At 67.2% G+C, this 15,279-nt stretch carries 14 protein-coding genes; 9 read left to right on the top strand and 5 right to left on the bottom strand.

The window, feature by feature from the left end; all coding sequences use genetic code 11:
• Positions 1 to 70: 70 nt before the first annotated feature.
• On the top strand, positions 71 to 316 hold the full coding sequence (locus CLV01_RS16480) for a helix-turn-helix transcriptional regulator (RefSeq protein WP_013802617.1): 246 nt from the start codon (positions 71 to 73) through the stop codon (positions 314 to 316).
• Here the strand turns inward: CLV01_RS16480 and CLV01_RS16475 are convergent.
• Complete coding sequence (locus tag CLV01_RS16475; protein WP_099733787.1) at positions 303 to 1,577, bottom strand: tyrosine-type recombinase/integrase; 1,275 nt, start codon at positions 1,575 to 1,577, stop codon at positions 303 to 305. The genes CLV01_RS16480 and CLV01_RS16475 overlap by 14 nt on opposite strands.
• Positions 1,578 to 1,765: 188 nt before the next feature.
• Between CLV01_RS16475 and CLV01_RS16470 the strand changes: the two genes are divergently transcribed.
• Positions 1,766 to 2,782 (top strand): D-2-hydroxyacid dehydrogenase family protein, encoded by a 1,017-nt coding sequence (locus tag CLV01_RS16470; protein ID WP_013802619.1) that lies wholly within the window; start codon positions 1,766 to 1,768, stop codon positions 2,780 to 2,782.
• A gap of 46 nt (positions 2,783 to 2,828) precedes the next feature.
• Here the strand turns inward: CLV01_RS16470 and CLV01_RS16465 are convergent, their stop codons facing one another.
• The 3 genes from CLV01_RS16465 to CLV01_RS16455 are packed head-to-tail and all read right to left on the bottom strand — an operon-like array spanning position 2,829 to position 5,738.
• Positions 2,829 to 3,680 (bottom strand): hypothetical protein, encoded by an 852-nt coding sequence (locus tag CLV01_RS16465; RefSeq protein WP_099733788.1) that lies wholly within the window; start codon positions 3,678 to 3,680, stop codon positions 2,829 to 2,831.
• A gap of 3 nt (positions 3,681 to 3,683) precedes the next feature.
• Positions 3,684 to 4,115, bottom strand: coding sequence for a DNA polymerase III subunit chi (locus tag CLV01_RS16460; protein WP_099733789.1), 432 nt, complete (start codon positions 4,113 to 4,115; stop codon positions 3,684 to 3,686).
• Positions 4,116 to 4,160: 45 nt separating this feature from the next.
• The gene (locus CLV01_RS16455) at positions 4,161 to 5,738 is read right to left on the bottom strand and encodes a leucyl aminopeptidase (protein WP_099733790.1); all 1,578 of its coding nucleotides are present in this window, start codon (positions 5,736 to 5,738) and stop codon (positions 4,161 to 4,163) included.
• Between the two features lie 23 nt (positions 5,739 to 5,761).
• Between CLV01_RS16455 and lptF the strand changes: the two genes are divergently transcribed.
• From lptF to fauA, 7 genes are all read left to right on the top strand, one after another.
• Positions 5,762 to 6,889 carry an LPS export ABC transporter permease LptF gene (gene lptF, locus CLV01_RS16450; protein WP_099733791.1) on the top strand — a complete coding sequence of 376 codons (1,128 nt, stop codon included), beginning with the start codon at positions 5,762 to 5,764 and terminating at the stop codon, positions 6,887 to 6,889.
• Positions 6,889 to 7,998, top strand: a complete 1,110-nt coding sequence (lptG, locus tag CLV01_RS16445; RefSeq protein WP_099733792.1) for an LPS export ABC transporter permease LptG — start codon at positions 6,889 to 6,891, stop codon at positions 7,996 to 7,998. The genes lptF and lptG overlap by 1 nt, the downstream gene beginning before the upstream one ends.
• A gap of 10 nt (positions 7,999 to 8,008) precedes the next feature.
• The gene (locus CLV01_RS16440; RefSeq protein WP_099733793.1) at positions 8,009 to 8,422 is read left to right on the top strand and encodes a sirohydrochlorin chelatase; all 414 of its coding nucleotides are present in this window, start codon (positions 8,009 to 8,011) and stop codon (positions 8,420 to 8,422) included.
• A 64-nt stretch (positions 8,423 to 8,486) separates the two neighbouring features.
• Entirely contained in the window at positions 8,487 to 9,428 is a 942-nt protein-coding gene (locus CLV01_RS16435) for a CysB family HTH-type transcriptional regulator (protein ID WP_034398475.1), read from the top strand.
• Positions 9,429 to 9,486: 58 nt separating this feature from the next.
• Positions 9,487 to 10,653 (top strand): pyridoxal phosphate-dependent aminotransferase, encoded by a 1,167-nt coding sequence (locus CLV01_RS16430; RefSeq protein WP_099733794.1) that lies wholly within the window; start codon positions 9,487 to 9,489, stop codon positions 10,651 to 10,653.
• A gap of 83 nt (positions 10,654 to 10,736) precedes the next feature.
• Positions 10,737 to 11,699, top strand: coding sequence for a helix-turn-helix transcriptional regulator (locus CLV01_RS16425; RefSeq protein ID WP_099733795.1), 963 nt, complete (start codon positions 10,737 to 10,739; stop codon positions 11,697 to 11,699).
• A 77-nt stretch (positions 11,700 to 11,776) separates the two neighbouring features.
• Entirely contained in the window at positions 11,777 to 13,996 is a 2,220-nt protein-coding gene (gene fauA, locus CLV01_RS16420; protein ID WP_257221336.1) for a TonB-dependent alcaligin siderophore receptor FauA, read from the top strand.
• Here fauA and CLV01_RS16415 read toward each other — a convergent pair.
• Entirely contained in the window at positions 13,993 to 15,264 is a 1,272-nt protein-coding gene (locus tag CLV01_RS16415) for a RhtX/FptX family siderophore transporter (protein ID WP_071955622.1), read from the bottom strand. The genes fauA and CLV01_RS16415 overlap by 4 nt on opposite strands.
• Positions 15,265 to 15,279 lie beyond the last annotated feature (15 nt).

The following is a 15,279-nucleotide window of genomic DNA, read 5'->3' as shown; positions in this document are numbered from 1 at the left end:
CGCCGCTCCCAGACAACGACGAACCACCAACCTGGCCCGCACCCGCGGGCCTTTTTCATTGAGGACACCCATGTCCAAGAGCATCACTCTGAACTTCGCACCTGCCGTGCTCGGCCGCGAGCATGCCGCAGCCTACGTGGCGCTGAGCGTCAGTTCCTTCGAACAACTGGTACGTGAGCGCCAGATACCCCAACCCCGCCAGCTGTCTGCCAGGCGCGTTGGCTGGCTGCGCGCGGAGCTCGATGAATGGTCCGCCCGGCGGCCAGCGTCTGAACTGCTGCCACCCGAGAACACCGGTGCCCCTAAGCCCCGATGAACTCCTCCAACTTCGCATCGAGCGCCGCCAGCCAGTGGCCACGCTCGGCGTCGTACCGGTAGAGGTTGTAGTCGCCCGCCACGCCAGGGAGGACGTGGCCAAGGATCGCCTCCCCAACCTCATGCGGACAGCCCATCGACGCCAGGATGGTGCGCCCCGTCCGCCGAAGATCATGCGGTGACCAATGCGTCACGGTCAGCCGCGCCCGCTTGTGCTCGGGCTTCGTCTTGCTGTAGGGCTGCAGATAGTGCACCTTGGTCTGCATGTAGGCCTGGGTCTGCCCTTTAAGCACACCATCGCGCCCGATGCTCGGGAACAGCCATTGCCCCTCATTCGCCAGCAGACGTCGCACGATCTGCTCGGCCCGACCGAACAAAGGCACACGCAGGTCATGTGCGACCTCAACGTGCCGAATCTTCATTGCCTCCTTGGGCACGGTCCACCAGAGCACACCCCCCTCCTCCGACAACTGCTTCTTCTGCATCTGGCAGATCTCCCCGCCACGCGTGCATGTCCACAGCTGCAGCGTCAGGAAATCCTGAACCTGCTGGCTGAACATCGACAGCTCGCTGCCGATCAGCGTCTTGATCTCCGCGCCGCTCAGCACACGCTTGCTGGTGCCCTTGTGTTTGCCCTCGCGCACTGCGCCTTTGCTGCGCAGTTTGTGGGACGTGCGTTCCGCCCACCAGTTGGGCATGCCGTCCGGAATTCGCCCTGACTCCAGCCCCACGCGCCATGCAGCTGCCATCTCCGTCTTCACGGACTTGGCCAAGACGGGGCGGTCGGCCAGACCTTCAATGACGTCGTAGACAAAAGAGCGCCCCACCTCGGCCACGGATGTCGACTCCCGTCCCGAGATCGCATTGCGCAGACGCTGCTCGATGTTGCGGGCGCCCTTGGCCTCCCGGTTGACCATGAGATACCGGGCGGCATAGTCGTCCACCAGCTTGGCCAATGTGTAAACCTGTGCAACCGGTTGCGCCAAAGCCTTGCGCGCCAGCTTTCGCTCATCCGCCGGATCTCTTCCCTGCTCACGCAGGTCCCGTGCTGCCTGCCATTCGGCTGCAGCCTGGGCTGGCGACATGCCTGGCCATTGGCCGAGCTTGACCTGCTTGAGCTTTGCTGAATCCGCCAAGCTTCTGTAACGATAGGTCCAAGATTTCGTGCTGGCCGTCGCTTCGAGCCTCAGGCCTGGGCAACCTTGTACGACAATGTGTTCGCCCTGCTTTAGGGTCTTGGCTGAACGTGCGTCAAAGAACATCTGAAGCCACACCTTGAGTGCCGGAAAAACCTACACAAAACCTATACCGAGCGGTGAAGTGTAGACGAGTCCAGGCAAGTGCAGATGAAGCGCAAAGGTAAGCGCTGGAATGGAATAAATCATTTGCCGACAACATCTTACGCGGCAAACCGGAGATAAATCAAAGGCTTATGACAGATTCACAGGCAATGAACATCATCATTCTTGACGACTACCAGGACGCCGTGCGCAAGCTGGACTGTGCTCGTCTGCTGGAGCCCTTCAACGCCAAGGTCTTCACCAATACCGTCAAGGGCGTTGGCCAGCTGTCGGTGCGGTTGCGCGATGCGGACATCATCGTGCTGACCCGCGAGCGCACGCAGATCAGCCGGCAGCTGCTGGAAAAGCTTCCGCGCCTGAAGCTGATCGCGCAGACCGGCAAGGCCGGCGCCCATATCGATGTGCAGGCCTGTACCGACCAGGGCGTTGCGATTGCCGAGGGCGTGGGCTCGCCCATTGCGCCGGCAGAGCTGACCTGGTCGCTGATCATGGCGGCCACGCGGCGGCTGCCGCAGTACATCGCCAACCTCAAGCACGGCGCATGGCAGCAATCGGGCTTCAAGGCTGCGTCCATGCCTGCGAATTTCGGACTGGGCAGCGTGTTGCACGGGCGCACGCTGGGTATCTGGGGCTACGGCCGCATTGGACGGCTGGTCGCGCACTATGGCCATGCCTTCGGCATGCAGGTTCTGGTCTGGGGCAGCGAAAGCTCGCGCCAGAAGGCACAGGCCGATGGCTTTGCGGCGGCGGAATCGCGCGAGGCTTTCTTTACCGAATCCGACGTGCTGTCCATGCATCTGCGACTGCATGAGGCCACACGCGGCATCGTCACGGCGCAGGATCTGGCACGCATGAAGCCGACCGCCCTGTTCGTGAACACCTCGCGCGCGGAGCTGGTGGAGGCCGATGCCCTGCTGGGTGCGCTCAACCGAGGCCGGCCGGGCCTAGCGGCCGTGGACGTGTTCGAGAGCGAGCCCATCCTCCAGGGCCATGCGCTGCTGCGGCTGGAGAACTGCATCTGCACGCCGCACATCGGCTACGTGGAGCAGGACAGCTACGAGCTGTACTTTCGCGCTGCCTTCGACAATGTGGTGAACTTCGTTGCGGGGCAGCCCAGCAACATCCTCAATCCCGAGGTGTTCTCAGGCCCGGCCCGCGCAGGCTGACGAGCGGATCAGGCGGGGGCTTGCGCCACCCGCCCTTGCCCAGCACTCAACGGCCGCCCTGGCCGGAGTCGCCACGTGCGGCCGTGGCACGAAAGGCCAGTTCATCGGCCACCGCCTCATAGACGGCCTGGCGCACGACGGATTCCACCTCCTCGCGCAGACGCACGACGATGGACCGAGTCTGCTGCTGAACCACGGTGGCAATGGCGTCGCGCAAGCGCTGGTCCAGCACCAGGTCCACACGCTGCATGAGGCGATGGACCAGATATTCCTCGGTGACCTGCTGCGCATGGCTGTCCCAGATGGACTCCATGGTGGGGGCTGCCGGCATGGCAGGGGAAGCCGGCGTCGGCCCGGCAGCCGCCTGTGCCACGACAGCCTGCACCACCGGGACCACCAGGTCGGCAGGGACCACTTCCCCGGCCGGTGCCACGTCGCCCGCTGAAGCCACATCTGCAGCACCTGCAGCACCTGCAGCACCTGCCGCCTCAGCCGCATCAGTCACATCAGCCATTTCGGCCAGACGGCTTTCCTGGGCCAATTGCATTTCCACGGACGGGGCGCTGGGCGGCTGATAGTCCGAGGGCACAGGCTGCATTGCAAGTGTCGGGATTTCCTCAGGTGCATCCTGCTCGGCGACCATGGGCCGCTGGGGTTCCAGGTCCTGCGGCAGCGGCGGCAGGGACGCAGGCAGGGTGACCACGCCACGCCGAGGCGCCAGCATGCCTTCGCTGGCCCAGGGCGTCGCTTCGTCAGTCAGCGGCAGTTCGGACACGGGGTGTGCCAGGGGTGCCGGGGGTTCGACCGCCTGAACCGGTGCCTGCACCGCATCCACCGCAACGACATCGGTGAGCGTGGGAACAAAGCGCGGTGGGGTTTTGGAGGGAGGAGCGCTCATGGCTTACTCCTTGAGGACCAGGTCATGGCGCTTGATGGAAATACCCCGGGCCGCATAGTGCTTCCAGCGCTGCCGGGCCAGGTGGCGGTCTTCCTCGTCGGTGGCGGAAACCACTTCGACGACACGCGCAAAGCGCTCGAATCCTTCGGGCACTTCGCCGCCCAGGTTGACCAGCATGTCGTGGTGCGGCGCGCCGTCCAGCCGCTCCAGCAAAACGATGGGCGAGAAGGCCATGATGTCTGCCCCATCGCCTTCGCCGGCATGTGCCAGGAAGTCGGTGGGCGAGACACTCCACAGCCTGGGCGACAAGGCCTTGAGCAGCGGCGGCGACCCCAGCACCACCAGTTGCGTGCGGTGCCTGAGCGCCTTGCGCGCCAGGCGGCAGACATAGGCCAGCTTGTCGGGCGCGTTGAAATGGAACGCCACTTCAGTCAAGCGATGCTCCCTTCAAACAGGCCCGGGCTGACGGGGACGATGCGCTCATGCCTGCTCCGGCTGAGCGGCAACTGCAGCCTTGCGGCGGCTGGCAGGTCCTGCCTTGGGTGGCACAGGTTTCTTGGGTGCAGCAGCTTTATGGGGTGCAGCAGCCTTGGCCTGCGCCTTGCCAGCATCGACGCCGGCCAGCAGATAGTGCAGCAGCAGGCCCACGGGGCGGCCTGTACCGCCCTTGGCGGCGCCGCTCTTCCAGGCCGTGCCGGCGATGTCCAGGTGCGCCCAGGGAATGTCGCCCACAAAGCGCTGCAGGAACTTGGCTGCCGTGACCGCGCCACCCGCGCGGCCAGCCACATTGCCCATGTCGGCGAAATTGCTCTTGAGGCCTTCGCCGTACTCCTCGTCCAGCGGCATGCGCCAGCAGGGGTCCAGTGCCGCATCGCCGGCCTGCTCCAGCGCGCGGGCCAGTTCGTCGCTGGGCGAGAACATGCCGCTGCGCAGCCCGCCCAGGGCGATGACGCAGGCGCCGGTCAGCGTGGCGATGTCCACCATGGCGCGGGGCTTGAAGCGGGCGGCGTAGGTCAGCGCATCGCAGAGCACGAGACGGCCTTCGGCATCGGTGTTGAGGATTTCTATGGTTTGGCCGCTCATGCTGGTGACCACGTCGCCCGGCTTGACGGCAGCGCCGCCGGGCATGTTCTCGGACGCCGGAATGAGGCCGACGACATTGACGGCCGGCTGCAGCCGGGCCAGCGCATGGAACACGCCCAGCACGCTGGCGGCGCCGCCCATGTCGAACTTCATCTCGTCCATTTCAGCGGCAGGCTTGAGCGAGATGCCGCCGGTATCGAAAGTGATGCCCTTGCCGACCAGCACCACGGGCGCGGCGCCCTTGGTGCCGCCGTTGTAGTGCAGTTCGATGAAGCGCAGCGGCTGCTCCGAACCCTGGGCCACGGCCATGAAGGCGCCCATGCCGAGCTTGGCGACTTCGGCGGGGCCGTGGATCTTGCAGCTGATGCCGGGCAGCTTGGCCAGGGCGCGGGCCGCGTCAGCCAGCAAGGCGGGCGTGGCGTGGTTGGCGGGGCGATTGGCCCATTCGCGTGCCAGGGTCATGCCTTCGGCCTGGGCCACGGCGGTCTTGAAAGCGTCGGCAACGCCATTCTTGTCGCCCGCCTTGACGGCTGCGGCAATCACCAGCTTCTTGAGCGCCACGGGCTTGGCCTGCGGCTTGGTGTGGGTATAGCTGTAGCAGGCATCGGCCGCCGCCAGAACGGCGGCAGCCACGGCAGGACCTGCCGCATCGAAGCCAAAGCACAGCAAGGCCTTGCCAACACCGGTCGCCTTGAGCGCGGCACCTGCGCCGGCCACGGCCTGGCGGACTTCCCGTGCCGAGCCGTTGCCCGCGCCCAGCAGCACGACTCGGCGTGCAGCGACGGCTGGCAGGCCGTACAGTGCCAGCTGCTTGCCGGCTGCCGTTTCGAAATCTCCGGCCTTGACCGCGTGTGCGACCAGGGTGGACAGCGCGTCGCTGCCCGTGACCGTGGCTTCGGTCACCAGCACCAACAACAGGTCACACTTTTCACGTACTGCTGCGGCAGTCGTCAACGGCTTCAGTTCAAAGTTCATAATCGGCGTTTTCCTTTCAGCCAATGTTATTCGATTCATCCATACGCAAAGAGCTGGCCCGCAGCTTCGGTGCCACGGTCGTGGTGCTGATCACGGTCGTCATGACCATGATGCTGATCCGCACGCTGGGCCAGGCTTACAAGGGCAATGTCAGCCCTTCCGACGTTCTGCTGGTCATGGGCTATACGGTGCTTGGCCAGTTGCCCACGATTTTGGGCCTGGGGCTTTTCGTGGCCGTGGTCGGCTCGCTGTCGCGCATGTACCGCGACAGCGAGATGGTGATCTGGTTCGCCGCAGGCCAGGGGCTGGCCAGCCTGCTGCGCCCGCTGCTGCGCTTTGCCTGGCCGGTGCTGGCCGTGATCGCCGTGCTGGGCCTGGGCATCCTGCCCTGGGCCAATCAGCAGATCGAGCAGATCAAGACCCAGTTCGAGCAGCGCAGCGACATCGACCGCATCGCTCCCGGCGAGTTCCAGGAGTCTGCCGGCGGATCGCGCGTGTTCTTCATCGACAAGGACGTGCCCAGCGCCACCGCTGCCAACAATGTGTTCATCGTGGCCAATGAGCGCGGGCGCGAGTCCGTGACCTCGGCGCGCGGGGCGCGGCTGGAAGTGATCAAGGGCGAACGCATGGCCGTGCTGACCGACGGTCAGCGCATGGAAACGCAGACCAGCGACGGCTCGGTGAAGATCAGCGAGTTCAAGGAATACGGCACGCAGCTCGGCGGCGGCAACAATCTGGCCGCTGCCGAGGAAATGGCCGCTCGCAGCACGTACACGCATGAGCTGCTGCCGCGCACCGAACCCATCTACCGCGCCGAGCTGGGCTGGCGCATAGGCCTGCCGCTGGCGGCGCTGAACTTCGTGATCCTGGGCCTTGCCGTGGCCAGCGTGAACCCGCGCGCTGGTGGCAGCGGCAGCCTCATGCTCGCGCTGTTCGCCTTCATCGTGTACTACAACCTGATGACACTGGGCGAGAACTGGGTGGCCTCGGGCAAGCTGAGCATGCCCGCCATGACGGCCCTGCTGCACGGTGGAACATTGCTGCTGGCACTGCTGGTGCTGCTGGTCCGGCACAAGCGCTGGTCGCCGCGCGACCTGTGGCGCAGGCCCTGCAAGCCGGCTGCCCTGGACGACGCAAAGGCGGTGCCCTGATGAGAGTTCTGAGAAACCTGCTGTACCGCGACATCATCGCGGCCGTCAGCTATGTGACGCTGGCCTTCCTGGCGCTGTTCTTCTTCTTCGATCTGGTCGATGAGCTGCGCTGGGTCGGGCGCGGCGGCGACAACGGCTACCAGATCACGCACGCCCTGCTCTTCGTGGTGCTGCGCATCCCCAGCCACTTGTATGAGCTGATGCCCATCACCGTGCTGATCGGCACCATCTACGTGATGGCGCGCTTTGCCCAAAGCTCGGAATTCACCATCATGCGCACCAGCGGCATGGGCCCCTGGCTGGCGCTGCGCACGCTGATGGTGCTGGGCCTGGGTTTTGTGCTGGCCACCTTCGGCACGGGCGACTACCTGGCGCCGGCGGCCGAGAACGCGGGCCAGAACATCCGCGCCATCCACCTGGCCCAGCTGTCGCGCGGCGCCACGGGTGCCTGGCTCAAGGAACGCCAGGGCGATCACTCCATCGCCATCAACGTGCGCGCCATCCGCGGGCCCGGCGATTTCTCCAACGTGCGCATCTTCGACTTTGACGGCCAGGGCCGCATCTCGGCCCAGATCCATGCGCAGGCGGCGCAGGTCAGCGAGGATGGCGAATCCTGGAAGCTCCAGGGCGTTGAGGCCAGCCGCCTGAAGGCCAAGGCCGACGGAGGCATGGTGCTGCTGCGCGAGAAAGAGGACAGCCTGGTCTGGAAGACCGGCATCAGCGCCGAAATGGTCTCGGCCGCGCTGCTCAAGCCCGACCGCATGTCCACCATTTCGCTGTTCCAGTACGTGCGCCACCTGGAGGCCAACGGCCAGGCCGCGCAGAAGTACGAGATCGAGTTCTGGCGCAAGGTCTTCTACCCCATGAGTTGCCTGGTGATGGTGGTGCTGGCCCTGCCCTTTGCCTATCTGCATTTCCGCTCGGGCGGCATCGCGGCCTATGTGTTCGGCGGTGTGATGGCCGGCATCAGCTTCTTCCTGCTGAACAACGTGTTCGGCTACATCGGCACGCTGCAGACCTGGTCGCCCTGGCTGACCGCTGCGGCGCCGGGCCTGCTCTACAGCCTTCTTTCATTGACCGCCTTCACCTGGCTGGTGCTGCGCCGCTAGGTCCGTTGCCATGCAAAACGACACAAAAGCGGCCGGCATTGCCGGCCTGATCCTGCTGGCCCACGGCTCCCGCGACGCCCTGTGGCGCCAGCCCATCGAGGCCGTGCTCGGCGCCGTCCGGCAAACGCAGCCCCACGGCCTGGCTGCATGCGCCTACCTGGAAGCCTGTGCGCCCGACCTGCCCACCGCCGCGCGCGGGCTGGTCGAGGCGGGCGCCACGCGCATCACCGTGCTGCCCCTGTTCCTGGGCACGGGCAAGCATGCGCGCGAGGACATCCCGAAGCTGGTGCAGGAGATCCGCGACACCCACCCACAGGTGGCCGTGGAACTGGAGCCTGCCGTGGGCGAGCATCCGCGTGTCACGGCCCTGCTGGCAGAGCTGGCGTTGGCGGCCATGGAGCCTTCCGGCAGTTCAGGAAGCTGAAATAACGAATCGCTTCTTTATATAAATGCAGCATAATGGCGCGCTGCACCCAGCTGTCACCGCCATGAACCTGCACCAATTCCGATTCGTCCAAGAAGCGGCGCGCCGCAACCTCAACCTCACCGAGGCGGCCAAGGCCCTGCACACCTCGCAGCCCGGCGTCTCCAAGGCCATCATCGAGCTGGAGGAGGAGCTGGGCATCGACATCTTCGCGCGCCACGGCAAGCGCCTCAAGCGCATCACCGAACCCGGCCTGGAGGTGCTCAAGAGCATCGAACTCATCATGCGCGAGATCGGCAACCTCAAGCGCATCGGCGAGCAGTACAGCGCCCAGGACAGCGGCACGCTGTCGATTGCCACCACCCACACCCAGGCCCGCTACGTGCTGCCGCCCGCCGTGGCACGGCTGCGCGACCTGTATCCCAAGGTCACCATCAGCCTGCACCAGGCCACGCCGGCCGAAGTGGCGCGCATGGTCATCGACGAAATCGCCGACATCGGCATGGCCACCGAGTCCCTGGCCGACTACCCCGATCTCGTCACCCTGCCCTGCTACGAATGGCAGCATGTGCTGGTCATGCCCACGGGCCATCCGCTGGCGCAGAAAGAGCGCATCACGCTGGACGACATCGCCCATGAGTCGCTGATCACCTACCACCCCTCGTTCACCGGGCGCGGCAAGATCGACCAGGCCTTCGCCACGCGCCGGCTGCGTCCGCGCATCGTGCTGGAGGCCATTGACTCCGACGTGATCAAGACCTATGTGCGCCTGGGCCTGGGCATCGGCATCGTGGCCGAGATGGCCATGCGCGACGATCCGGTCAACGACCTCGTGGTGCGCCCCATGGGCCATCTGTTCGGCCAGAGCGTGGCGCGCGTGGCCATCAAGCGCGGCGCCTATCTGCGCAACTTCGTCTACCGCTTCGCCGAACTGCTCAGCGACCGCCTGACGCGCGACCTGATCATGCGCGCCATGAGCGGCCACGTGCACGACTACGAACTCTGATCCTCCGCCCCACCGGGCCCGCAGTGCGGGCCCGTTCCCGTTTTCCGCTGCCTCCGCCATGACCTCTGCCACGCCCCGCACGCCCGCCTTCCCCAGCCGCCTGCCCCATGTGGGCACGACCATCTTCACCACCATGTCGGCGCTGGCCGCCGAGCACCAGGCGGTGAACCTGGGCCAGGGCTTCCCCGACTTCGGCTGCGACCCCAGGCTGGTCGATGCCGTCACGGCCGCCATGCAGGCCGGCCACAACCAGTACCCGCCCATGCCCGGCCTGCCGCAGCTGCGCCAGGCCATGGCCGACAAGATGCAGGTGCTGTACGGCCGCCGCTACGACGCGGGCACCGAGATCACGGTCACGGCCGGCGCCACGCAGGCCATCCTCACCGCCATCCTGGCCACCGTGCATGCGGGCGATGAGGTCATCGTGCTCGACCCCTGCTACGACAGCTACGTGCCCAATATCGAGCTGGCCGGCGGCGTGCCCGTGCGCGTGCCGCTGACGCCGGGCAGCTTCAAGCCCGACTTCGCCAAAATTGCCGCCGCCATCACGCCGCGCACACGGCTTTTGATCATCAACAGCCCGCACAACCCCAGCGCCACCATCTGGAGCGATGCCGAGATGCTGCAATTGCAGGAGCTACTGGCGCCCACCGACGTGCTGCTGATCAGCGACGAGGTCTACGAGCACATGGTCTACGACGGCCGGCAGCACCAGAGCGCCGCGCGCTTTGCCGGCCTGGCGGCGCGCGCCTTCATCGTCTCCAGCTTCGGCAAGACCTACCATGTCACGGGCTGGAAGGTGGGCACCGTCGCCGCGCCGGCCGCGCTCACGGCCGAGTTCCGCAAGGTCCACCAGTTCAACGTCTTCACCGTCAACACGCCCATGCAGGCGGGCCTGGCCAGCTACATGGCCGACCCTGCGCCCTACCTGCAGCTGCCCGCCTTCTACCAGGCCAAGCGCGACCTGTTCTGCCAGGGCCTGGAAGGCTCGCGCCTGCGCCTGCTGCCCACGGCGGGGACCTACTTCGTCTGCGCCGACATCTCGGCCGTGTCGGACCTGGACGAAGCCGCGTTCTGCCAGTGGCTGGTCCGGGAGCATGGCGTGGCGGCCATCCCGCTGTCGGCCTTCTATGGCGACGGCTTCGACCAGCGCGTGGTGCGATTTTGCTTTGCCAAGCAGGACAGCACGCTGCGCGCGGCACTGGATCGGCTGCGCAAACTCTGAGGTTTGTGGGCGAGCGGGCCTGCAGCCCCGGATAATGAGAAGCATTCTCGAATCCGACTGCGGGCCTTCTATTCCGCTCACCCATGCCCACCTCCTCCCAGCGCTACACCACGGCGCAGCTCGACGCCATGCGCCAGCGCCACGGTTTCAGCGTGCGCTTTCTCTCTGCCGTCTCCGAAAGCGATTGCATCTTCGAGGGGCAGGTGCAGGAGCACCAGCTGCCCTCGGGCCTGCAACTGGTCAGCTCCGACATCCGCATCGACCACGGCTATGAATCCACATCCGAGCACCCGCGGCGCTTCACCGCCGTGGTCCTGCTGGACGGCCAGGCCGAGCTGCAGTTGCCGGGCGCCCGCCGTGCACTGAGCGTGACGCGCCATGCGGCGGCGGCATTCTCGTGCGGCGACACCGAGATTCTCAAGGCCACACATGCCGCAGGCCAGACGGTGCGCGGCTTCAACCTGTCCATCGAGGCACCCGAGGCCTGCGCCGATGCCGAACTGGCCGAGCTGCTGCACCATGCCCTGCGGCAGTCCGGCCCGCCGCTGCATGCCTGGTCGCTGCCCGAGCACCTGGCGGTGTCGCTGCGCCAGCTGCTCGATGGTGTCTGGAGCGGCAGCCTGGCCCGGCTGCACCGCGAAGGCATTGCGCTGCAGGTGCTGGCCTGCGCGCTGCAGGCACATGCGCAGCCGCGGCCTGCGCCCTCGCCGCGCATCCATCCCCGGGACAGGCGCGGCCTGGAGCGCGTGCGCGAGTGCATGGATGCAGCGCCGGGCCAGGCGCACAGCCTGGACGACCTGGCGCGCCTGGCATGCATGAGCCCGACCACGCTGCGCGAGAAATTCCAGGCCGCCTACGGCCAGACCGTGTTCGGCTGGCTGCGCGAGCGCCGCATGCAATTGGCGCGCGAGCGGCTCGCACAGGGCTGGAGCGTGCAGGAAGCGGCCGACTGCGTGGGCTTTCAGCACGCCAGCAATTTCGCCACGGCCTTTCGCCAGCGCTTCGGCCACGCGCCCAGCCAAGGCAGCCTGCGTCGCAAACCATAGGACTGGCGTCGCCGGGAACAGGCGGCGGCGGCGCACATTTCCCACAATCCGGGCTCACGCCCAGGACCATGGAAATGATGAGCATTCGCATTCAAAACCCCGCCCCGCGACACCTCCAAGGCGCGCGGACCCCGCTGTCACTGCTGATCTGTGCCCTGTGTGCCGCCCCTGCGCCAGCAGTCTGGGCCGCCGACGAGGACAGGCCCCCTGCCAGGAAAGGCGACACCGAACTGGGCACCGTCACCGTGCGCGCCGCCGCCGATGCGGGCACCACCGAAGGCACGGCGCGCTACACCAGCGGCTCCACGGGCACGGCCACGGGCCTGCAACTGTCGGCGCGCGAAACTCCGCAGTCGGTCAGCGTGATCACGCGCCAGCTCATGGACGATGCAGGCCAGCTCACGGTCTCGCAGACGCTGGAGGCCTCCGCGCCCGGCCTGTCGGTGAGCCGCAGCGACAGCAACCGCTACCAGTTTTCCTCGCGCGGCTTTGGCGTCAGCAACTTCCAGTTCGACGGGCTGGCCTCGCCCATCAACAGCCTGTGGAACTTCGGCGCCACCGACATGGACACGGCCTTCTACGACCGCGTGGAAATCGTGCGCGGCGCCACGGGCCTGCTCAATGGCTCGGGCGATCCGTCGGCCACGGTGAACTTCGTGCGCAAGCAGCCGCGCGAGACGGCGGGCGGCCATGCCTCGCTGACGCTGGGCCGCTGGAACCTGCGCCGCGCCGAGGCCGATCTGTCCCTGCCGCTGGACCGCGAAGGCCGCGTGCATGGCCGTGTCGTGGCCGTGCAATCGGACAGCGACAGCTACGTCAGCCACTTCGGCCAGCGCAGGCAGGGCCTGTACGCCGTGGTCAGCGCGGCCCTGACGCCCGCCACCCGGCTCGTCACCAGCCTCGAATACCAGAAGAACACCAGTCCCGGCATGGGCGCCGGCTTTCCGCTGTTCTATGCGGACGGCAGCCGCACGGACTTCGACCGCTCGGTGTCCAACAACACGCGCTGGTCGCATTTCGGCACGGAGAACACCACGGCCACGCTGGACCTGACGCACCGCCTGGACAACCGCTGGCTGCTGCGCGCCGCCTACAGCCGCAACGACGGCAACTACGACATGCGCTACGTCTACCGGGGCGGCGCGCCGGACGCCAGCACCGGCCTGGGCATGGCCAACTCCTTCATCAAATACCGGGGCGACCGCTCGCGCGACAGCCTGCACCTCACGGCCAGCGGCCCGGTCGCGCTGTTCGGGCGCCAGCATGAGATTGCCTTGGGCTGGAACCATGTGCGCGACGACATCGACATCCGCCGCTACGCACCGCTGGGCACACCGCCTGCCACGGACAACTTCCTCGACTGGCGCAACGGCAGCCTGGCCGAGCCGGGCTGGTCCGACGTCTCCAACGGCGGCGACGACAGCCGCATGCGCCAAAGCGGCGGCTATGCCGTGGGGCGTTTCTCGCTGGCCGATGGCTGGACGGTCGTGGCCGGCGCCCGCCTGAGCCGCTGGTCCACGCGCCAGAACTACTTCGGCAGCCTGCGCGACTACCGCTACAGCAACGAAATCACGCCCTACGCCGGCCTGCTGTGGGACATCGATGCCCGGCACACGGCCTACCTGAGCTACACGGAAATCTTCACGCCCCAGAACTACCGCGACAAGCAAGGCAGCATCCTGGACCCCGTCACCGGCCAGGCCTTCGAGCTGGGCCTCAAGGGCTCCTGGCTGCAGGACCGGCTGCAGGGTTCTGCCGCGCTGTTCCAGACCCGCCAGGACAACCTGGCGCAGGACACAGGCGAATTCATCGACGGCACCACGGACCAGAAGGCCTATCGCGGCGTCAAGGGCGCGCAGGTGCGCGGCATCGATCTGGAACTCAGCGGCGAGCCGGCCCGGGGCTGGCGCCTGGGCGCCAGCTACACGCACTACACAGCGCGCAGCGCCAGCGGCGCCGCCTTCAACACCACGCACCCGCGCAGCCTGGTCAAGCTCACGGCCATGCGCAGCTTCGAGGGTGCGCTGCAAGGCCTGAGCCTGGGCGGCAACCTGCGCTGGCAAAGCCGCATCTGGCAGAACGTGACCAACCCGCTGCGCCAGAGCGTGCAGGTCGGCCAGGGCAGCTACCTGGTGGTCAACCTCTCGGCCCACTACCGCATCGACCCCACCTGGTCGGCCAGCGTGCAGCTCAACAACGTGCTGGACCGCCAGTACTACAGCCAGATCGGCTTCTACAACCAGGGCTGGTGGGGCGAGCCGCGCAATCTGACGGTGAGCCTGAAGGCGGATTTCTAGGAGGACTTCGCCACCGGATCGGCGCTGGCATCGGCAACGATGCTTTGTGCTCCACCCTGGCGCCCCAGCATGCGCCAGCAGACGGCCAGCGTCACCGCCGCAGCCAGCAATCCAGCAGCAAAGCCACCGCCGTAGCCCACGGCCGCCGCCAGCGATGTCACCAGGGTGGAGGCCAGAATCTCCCCCGTGTCGCGGGCGCTTTGCACGGCTGTCATGTCGGTGCCGGCCTGCGGGCCGGCACCGGCAAAGCGCATGGCCAGCGTCATCACGGCCACCGAAGATGCACCCGTTCCAAACGCCCCCAGCGCCTGGGCCGCAAAGGCAGTGCCCATGTCCAGCGGCAGCAGGCCTGCGGCCAGGGCCATCCAGCCCAGCGCCGAGGCGGCGCAGGCCGCCAGCCCGCAGGCCAGCGCCGGCCTGGCGCCCAGCCGTGCCACCAGCCAGGCGCCCCCGCCACAGCCCAGCAGCACGGTCACCGCACCGCCCGCCATGCCCACGCGCCCCACGGCCTCGACCGGCCAGCCTGCATCCACGAGAAACAGCTTGGCCAGGCCAAAGCCGCTGACGGCCGTGATGGACGACAGCACGGCTGCCGCCACCAGCGGCCAGGCGCCGGAGCGCTGCACAAAGGCCTTGAGACGGGCTGGCGACCGGCGAACGCCCGGCCGGCTGCGCAGGCCCTGCAGCGCAGCCGGCTCACGCCACAGCGCCACCAGCAGCAGGCTGAAGGCCACGGGCAGGCACAGGGCCGCCAGCGCCAGACGCTGTCCCAGCAAGCCCGCCAGCACCATGCTGCCGGCCCCGCCCACAAAGAAGCCCACCATGGTGCCGCCCACCTGCAGCGCATTGGCGCCAGCCAGACCACGGCCCCTGAAATGCTCGGCCACCAGCCCGTCCGTGGCAATGTCCTGCGTGGCACTGGCCAGGGAACCCAGGGCCGCCAGCGCCACGATGGCCGGGGCCGTCTGCAGCGTGATGCCCAGCGCAGCCGATGCCGCCAGGCACAGCAGAACCAGGGCCTGCATGGGCAGGATCCAGCTGCGACGGCGCCCCAGGCGGGCCGACCACCGGTTGTCCACGCGTGTGGCCCACAGGAATTTCAGCACCCAGGGCAGGCCCACCAGGGGCAGGAAGGCCAACGCCCCCAGCTGGGCGCCCTCGCTGCGCAGCAGTGTGGGCACGGCGTCCATGGCCAGGCCCAGGGGCATGCCCTGGGTCAGGTACAGGCCGGCGACCATCAGCCAGGTGTGCAGGTCCGGCTGCGACATCGCAGGGGCGCTGTC

The sequence above is a fragment of the Delftia sp. 60 genome (assembly GCF_002754395.1).
Classification (GTDB): Bacteria; Pseudomonadota; Gammaproteobacteria; order Burkholderiales; family Burkholderiaceae_C; genus Comamonas; species Comamonas acidovorans.
The sequence above is the reverse complement of the archived record's forward strand: the minus strand, read 5'-3'. Positions and strand labels throughout refer to the sequence as shown.

Bases quoted from the DNA above. Each gene is read 5' to 3' on its own strand.
- CLV01_RS16480 (WP_013802617.1), top strand. From the start codon at position 71: ATGTCCAAGAGCATCACTCTGAACTTCGCACCTGCCGTGCTCGGCCGC.
- CLV01_RS16475 (WP_099733787.1), bottom strand. From the start codon at position 1,577: ATGTTCTTTGACGCACGTTCAGCCAAGACCCTAAAGCAGGGCGAACAC.
- CLV01_RS16470 (WP_013802619.1), top strand. From the start codon at position 1,766: ATGAACATCATCATTCTTGACGACTACCAGGACGCCGTGCGCAAGCTG.
- CLV01_RS16465 (WP_099733788.1), bottom strand. From the start codon at position 3,680: ATGAGCGCTCCTCCCTCCAAAACCCCACCGCGCTTTGTTCCCACGCTC.
- CLV01_RS16455 (WP_099733790.1), bottom strand. From the start codon at position 5,738: ATGAACTTTGAACTGAAGCCGTTGACGACTGCCGCAGCAGTACGTGAA.
- lptF (WP_099733791.1), top strand. From the start codon at position 5,762: ATGTTATTCGATTCATCCATACGCAAAGAGCTGGCCCGCAGCTTCGGT.
- lptG (WP_099733792.1), top strand. From the start codon at position 6,889: ATGAGAGTTCTGAGAAACCTGCTGTACCGCGACATCATCGCGGCCGTC.
- CLV01_RS16440 (WP_099733793.1), top strand. From the start codon at position 8,009: ATGCAAAACGACACAAAAGCGGCCGGCATTGCCGGCCTGATCCTGCTG.
- CLV01_RS16435 (WP_034398475.1), top strand. From the start codon at position 8,487: ATGAACCTGCACCAATTCCGATTCGTCCAAGAAGCGGCGCGCCGCAAC.
- CLV01_RS16430 (WP_099733794.1), top strand. From the start codon at position 9,487: ATGACCTCTGCCACGCCCCGCACGCCCGCCTTCCCCAGCCGCCTGCCC.
- CLV01_RS16425 (WP_099733795.1), top strand. From the start codon at position 10,737: ATGCCCACCTCCTCCCAGCGCTACACCACGGCGCAGCTCGACGCCATG.
- fauA (WP_257221336.1), top strand. From the start codon at position 11,777: ATGAGCATTCGCATTCAAAACCCCGCCCCGCGACACCTCCAAGGCGCG.
- CLV01_RS16415 (WP_071955622.1), bottom strand. From the start codon at position 15,264: ATGTCGCAGCCGGACCTGCACACCTGGCTGATGGTCGCCGGCCTGTAC.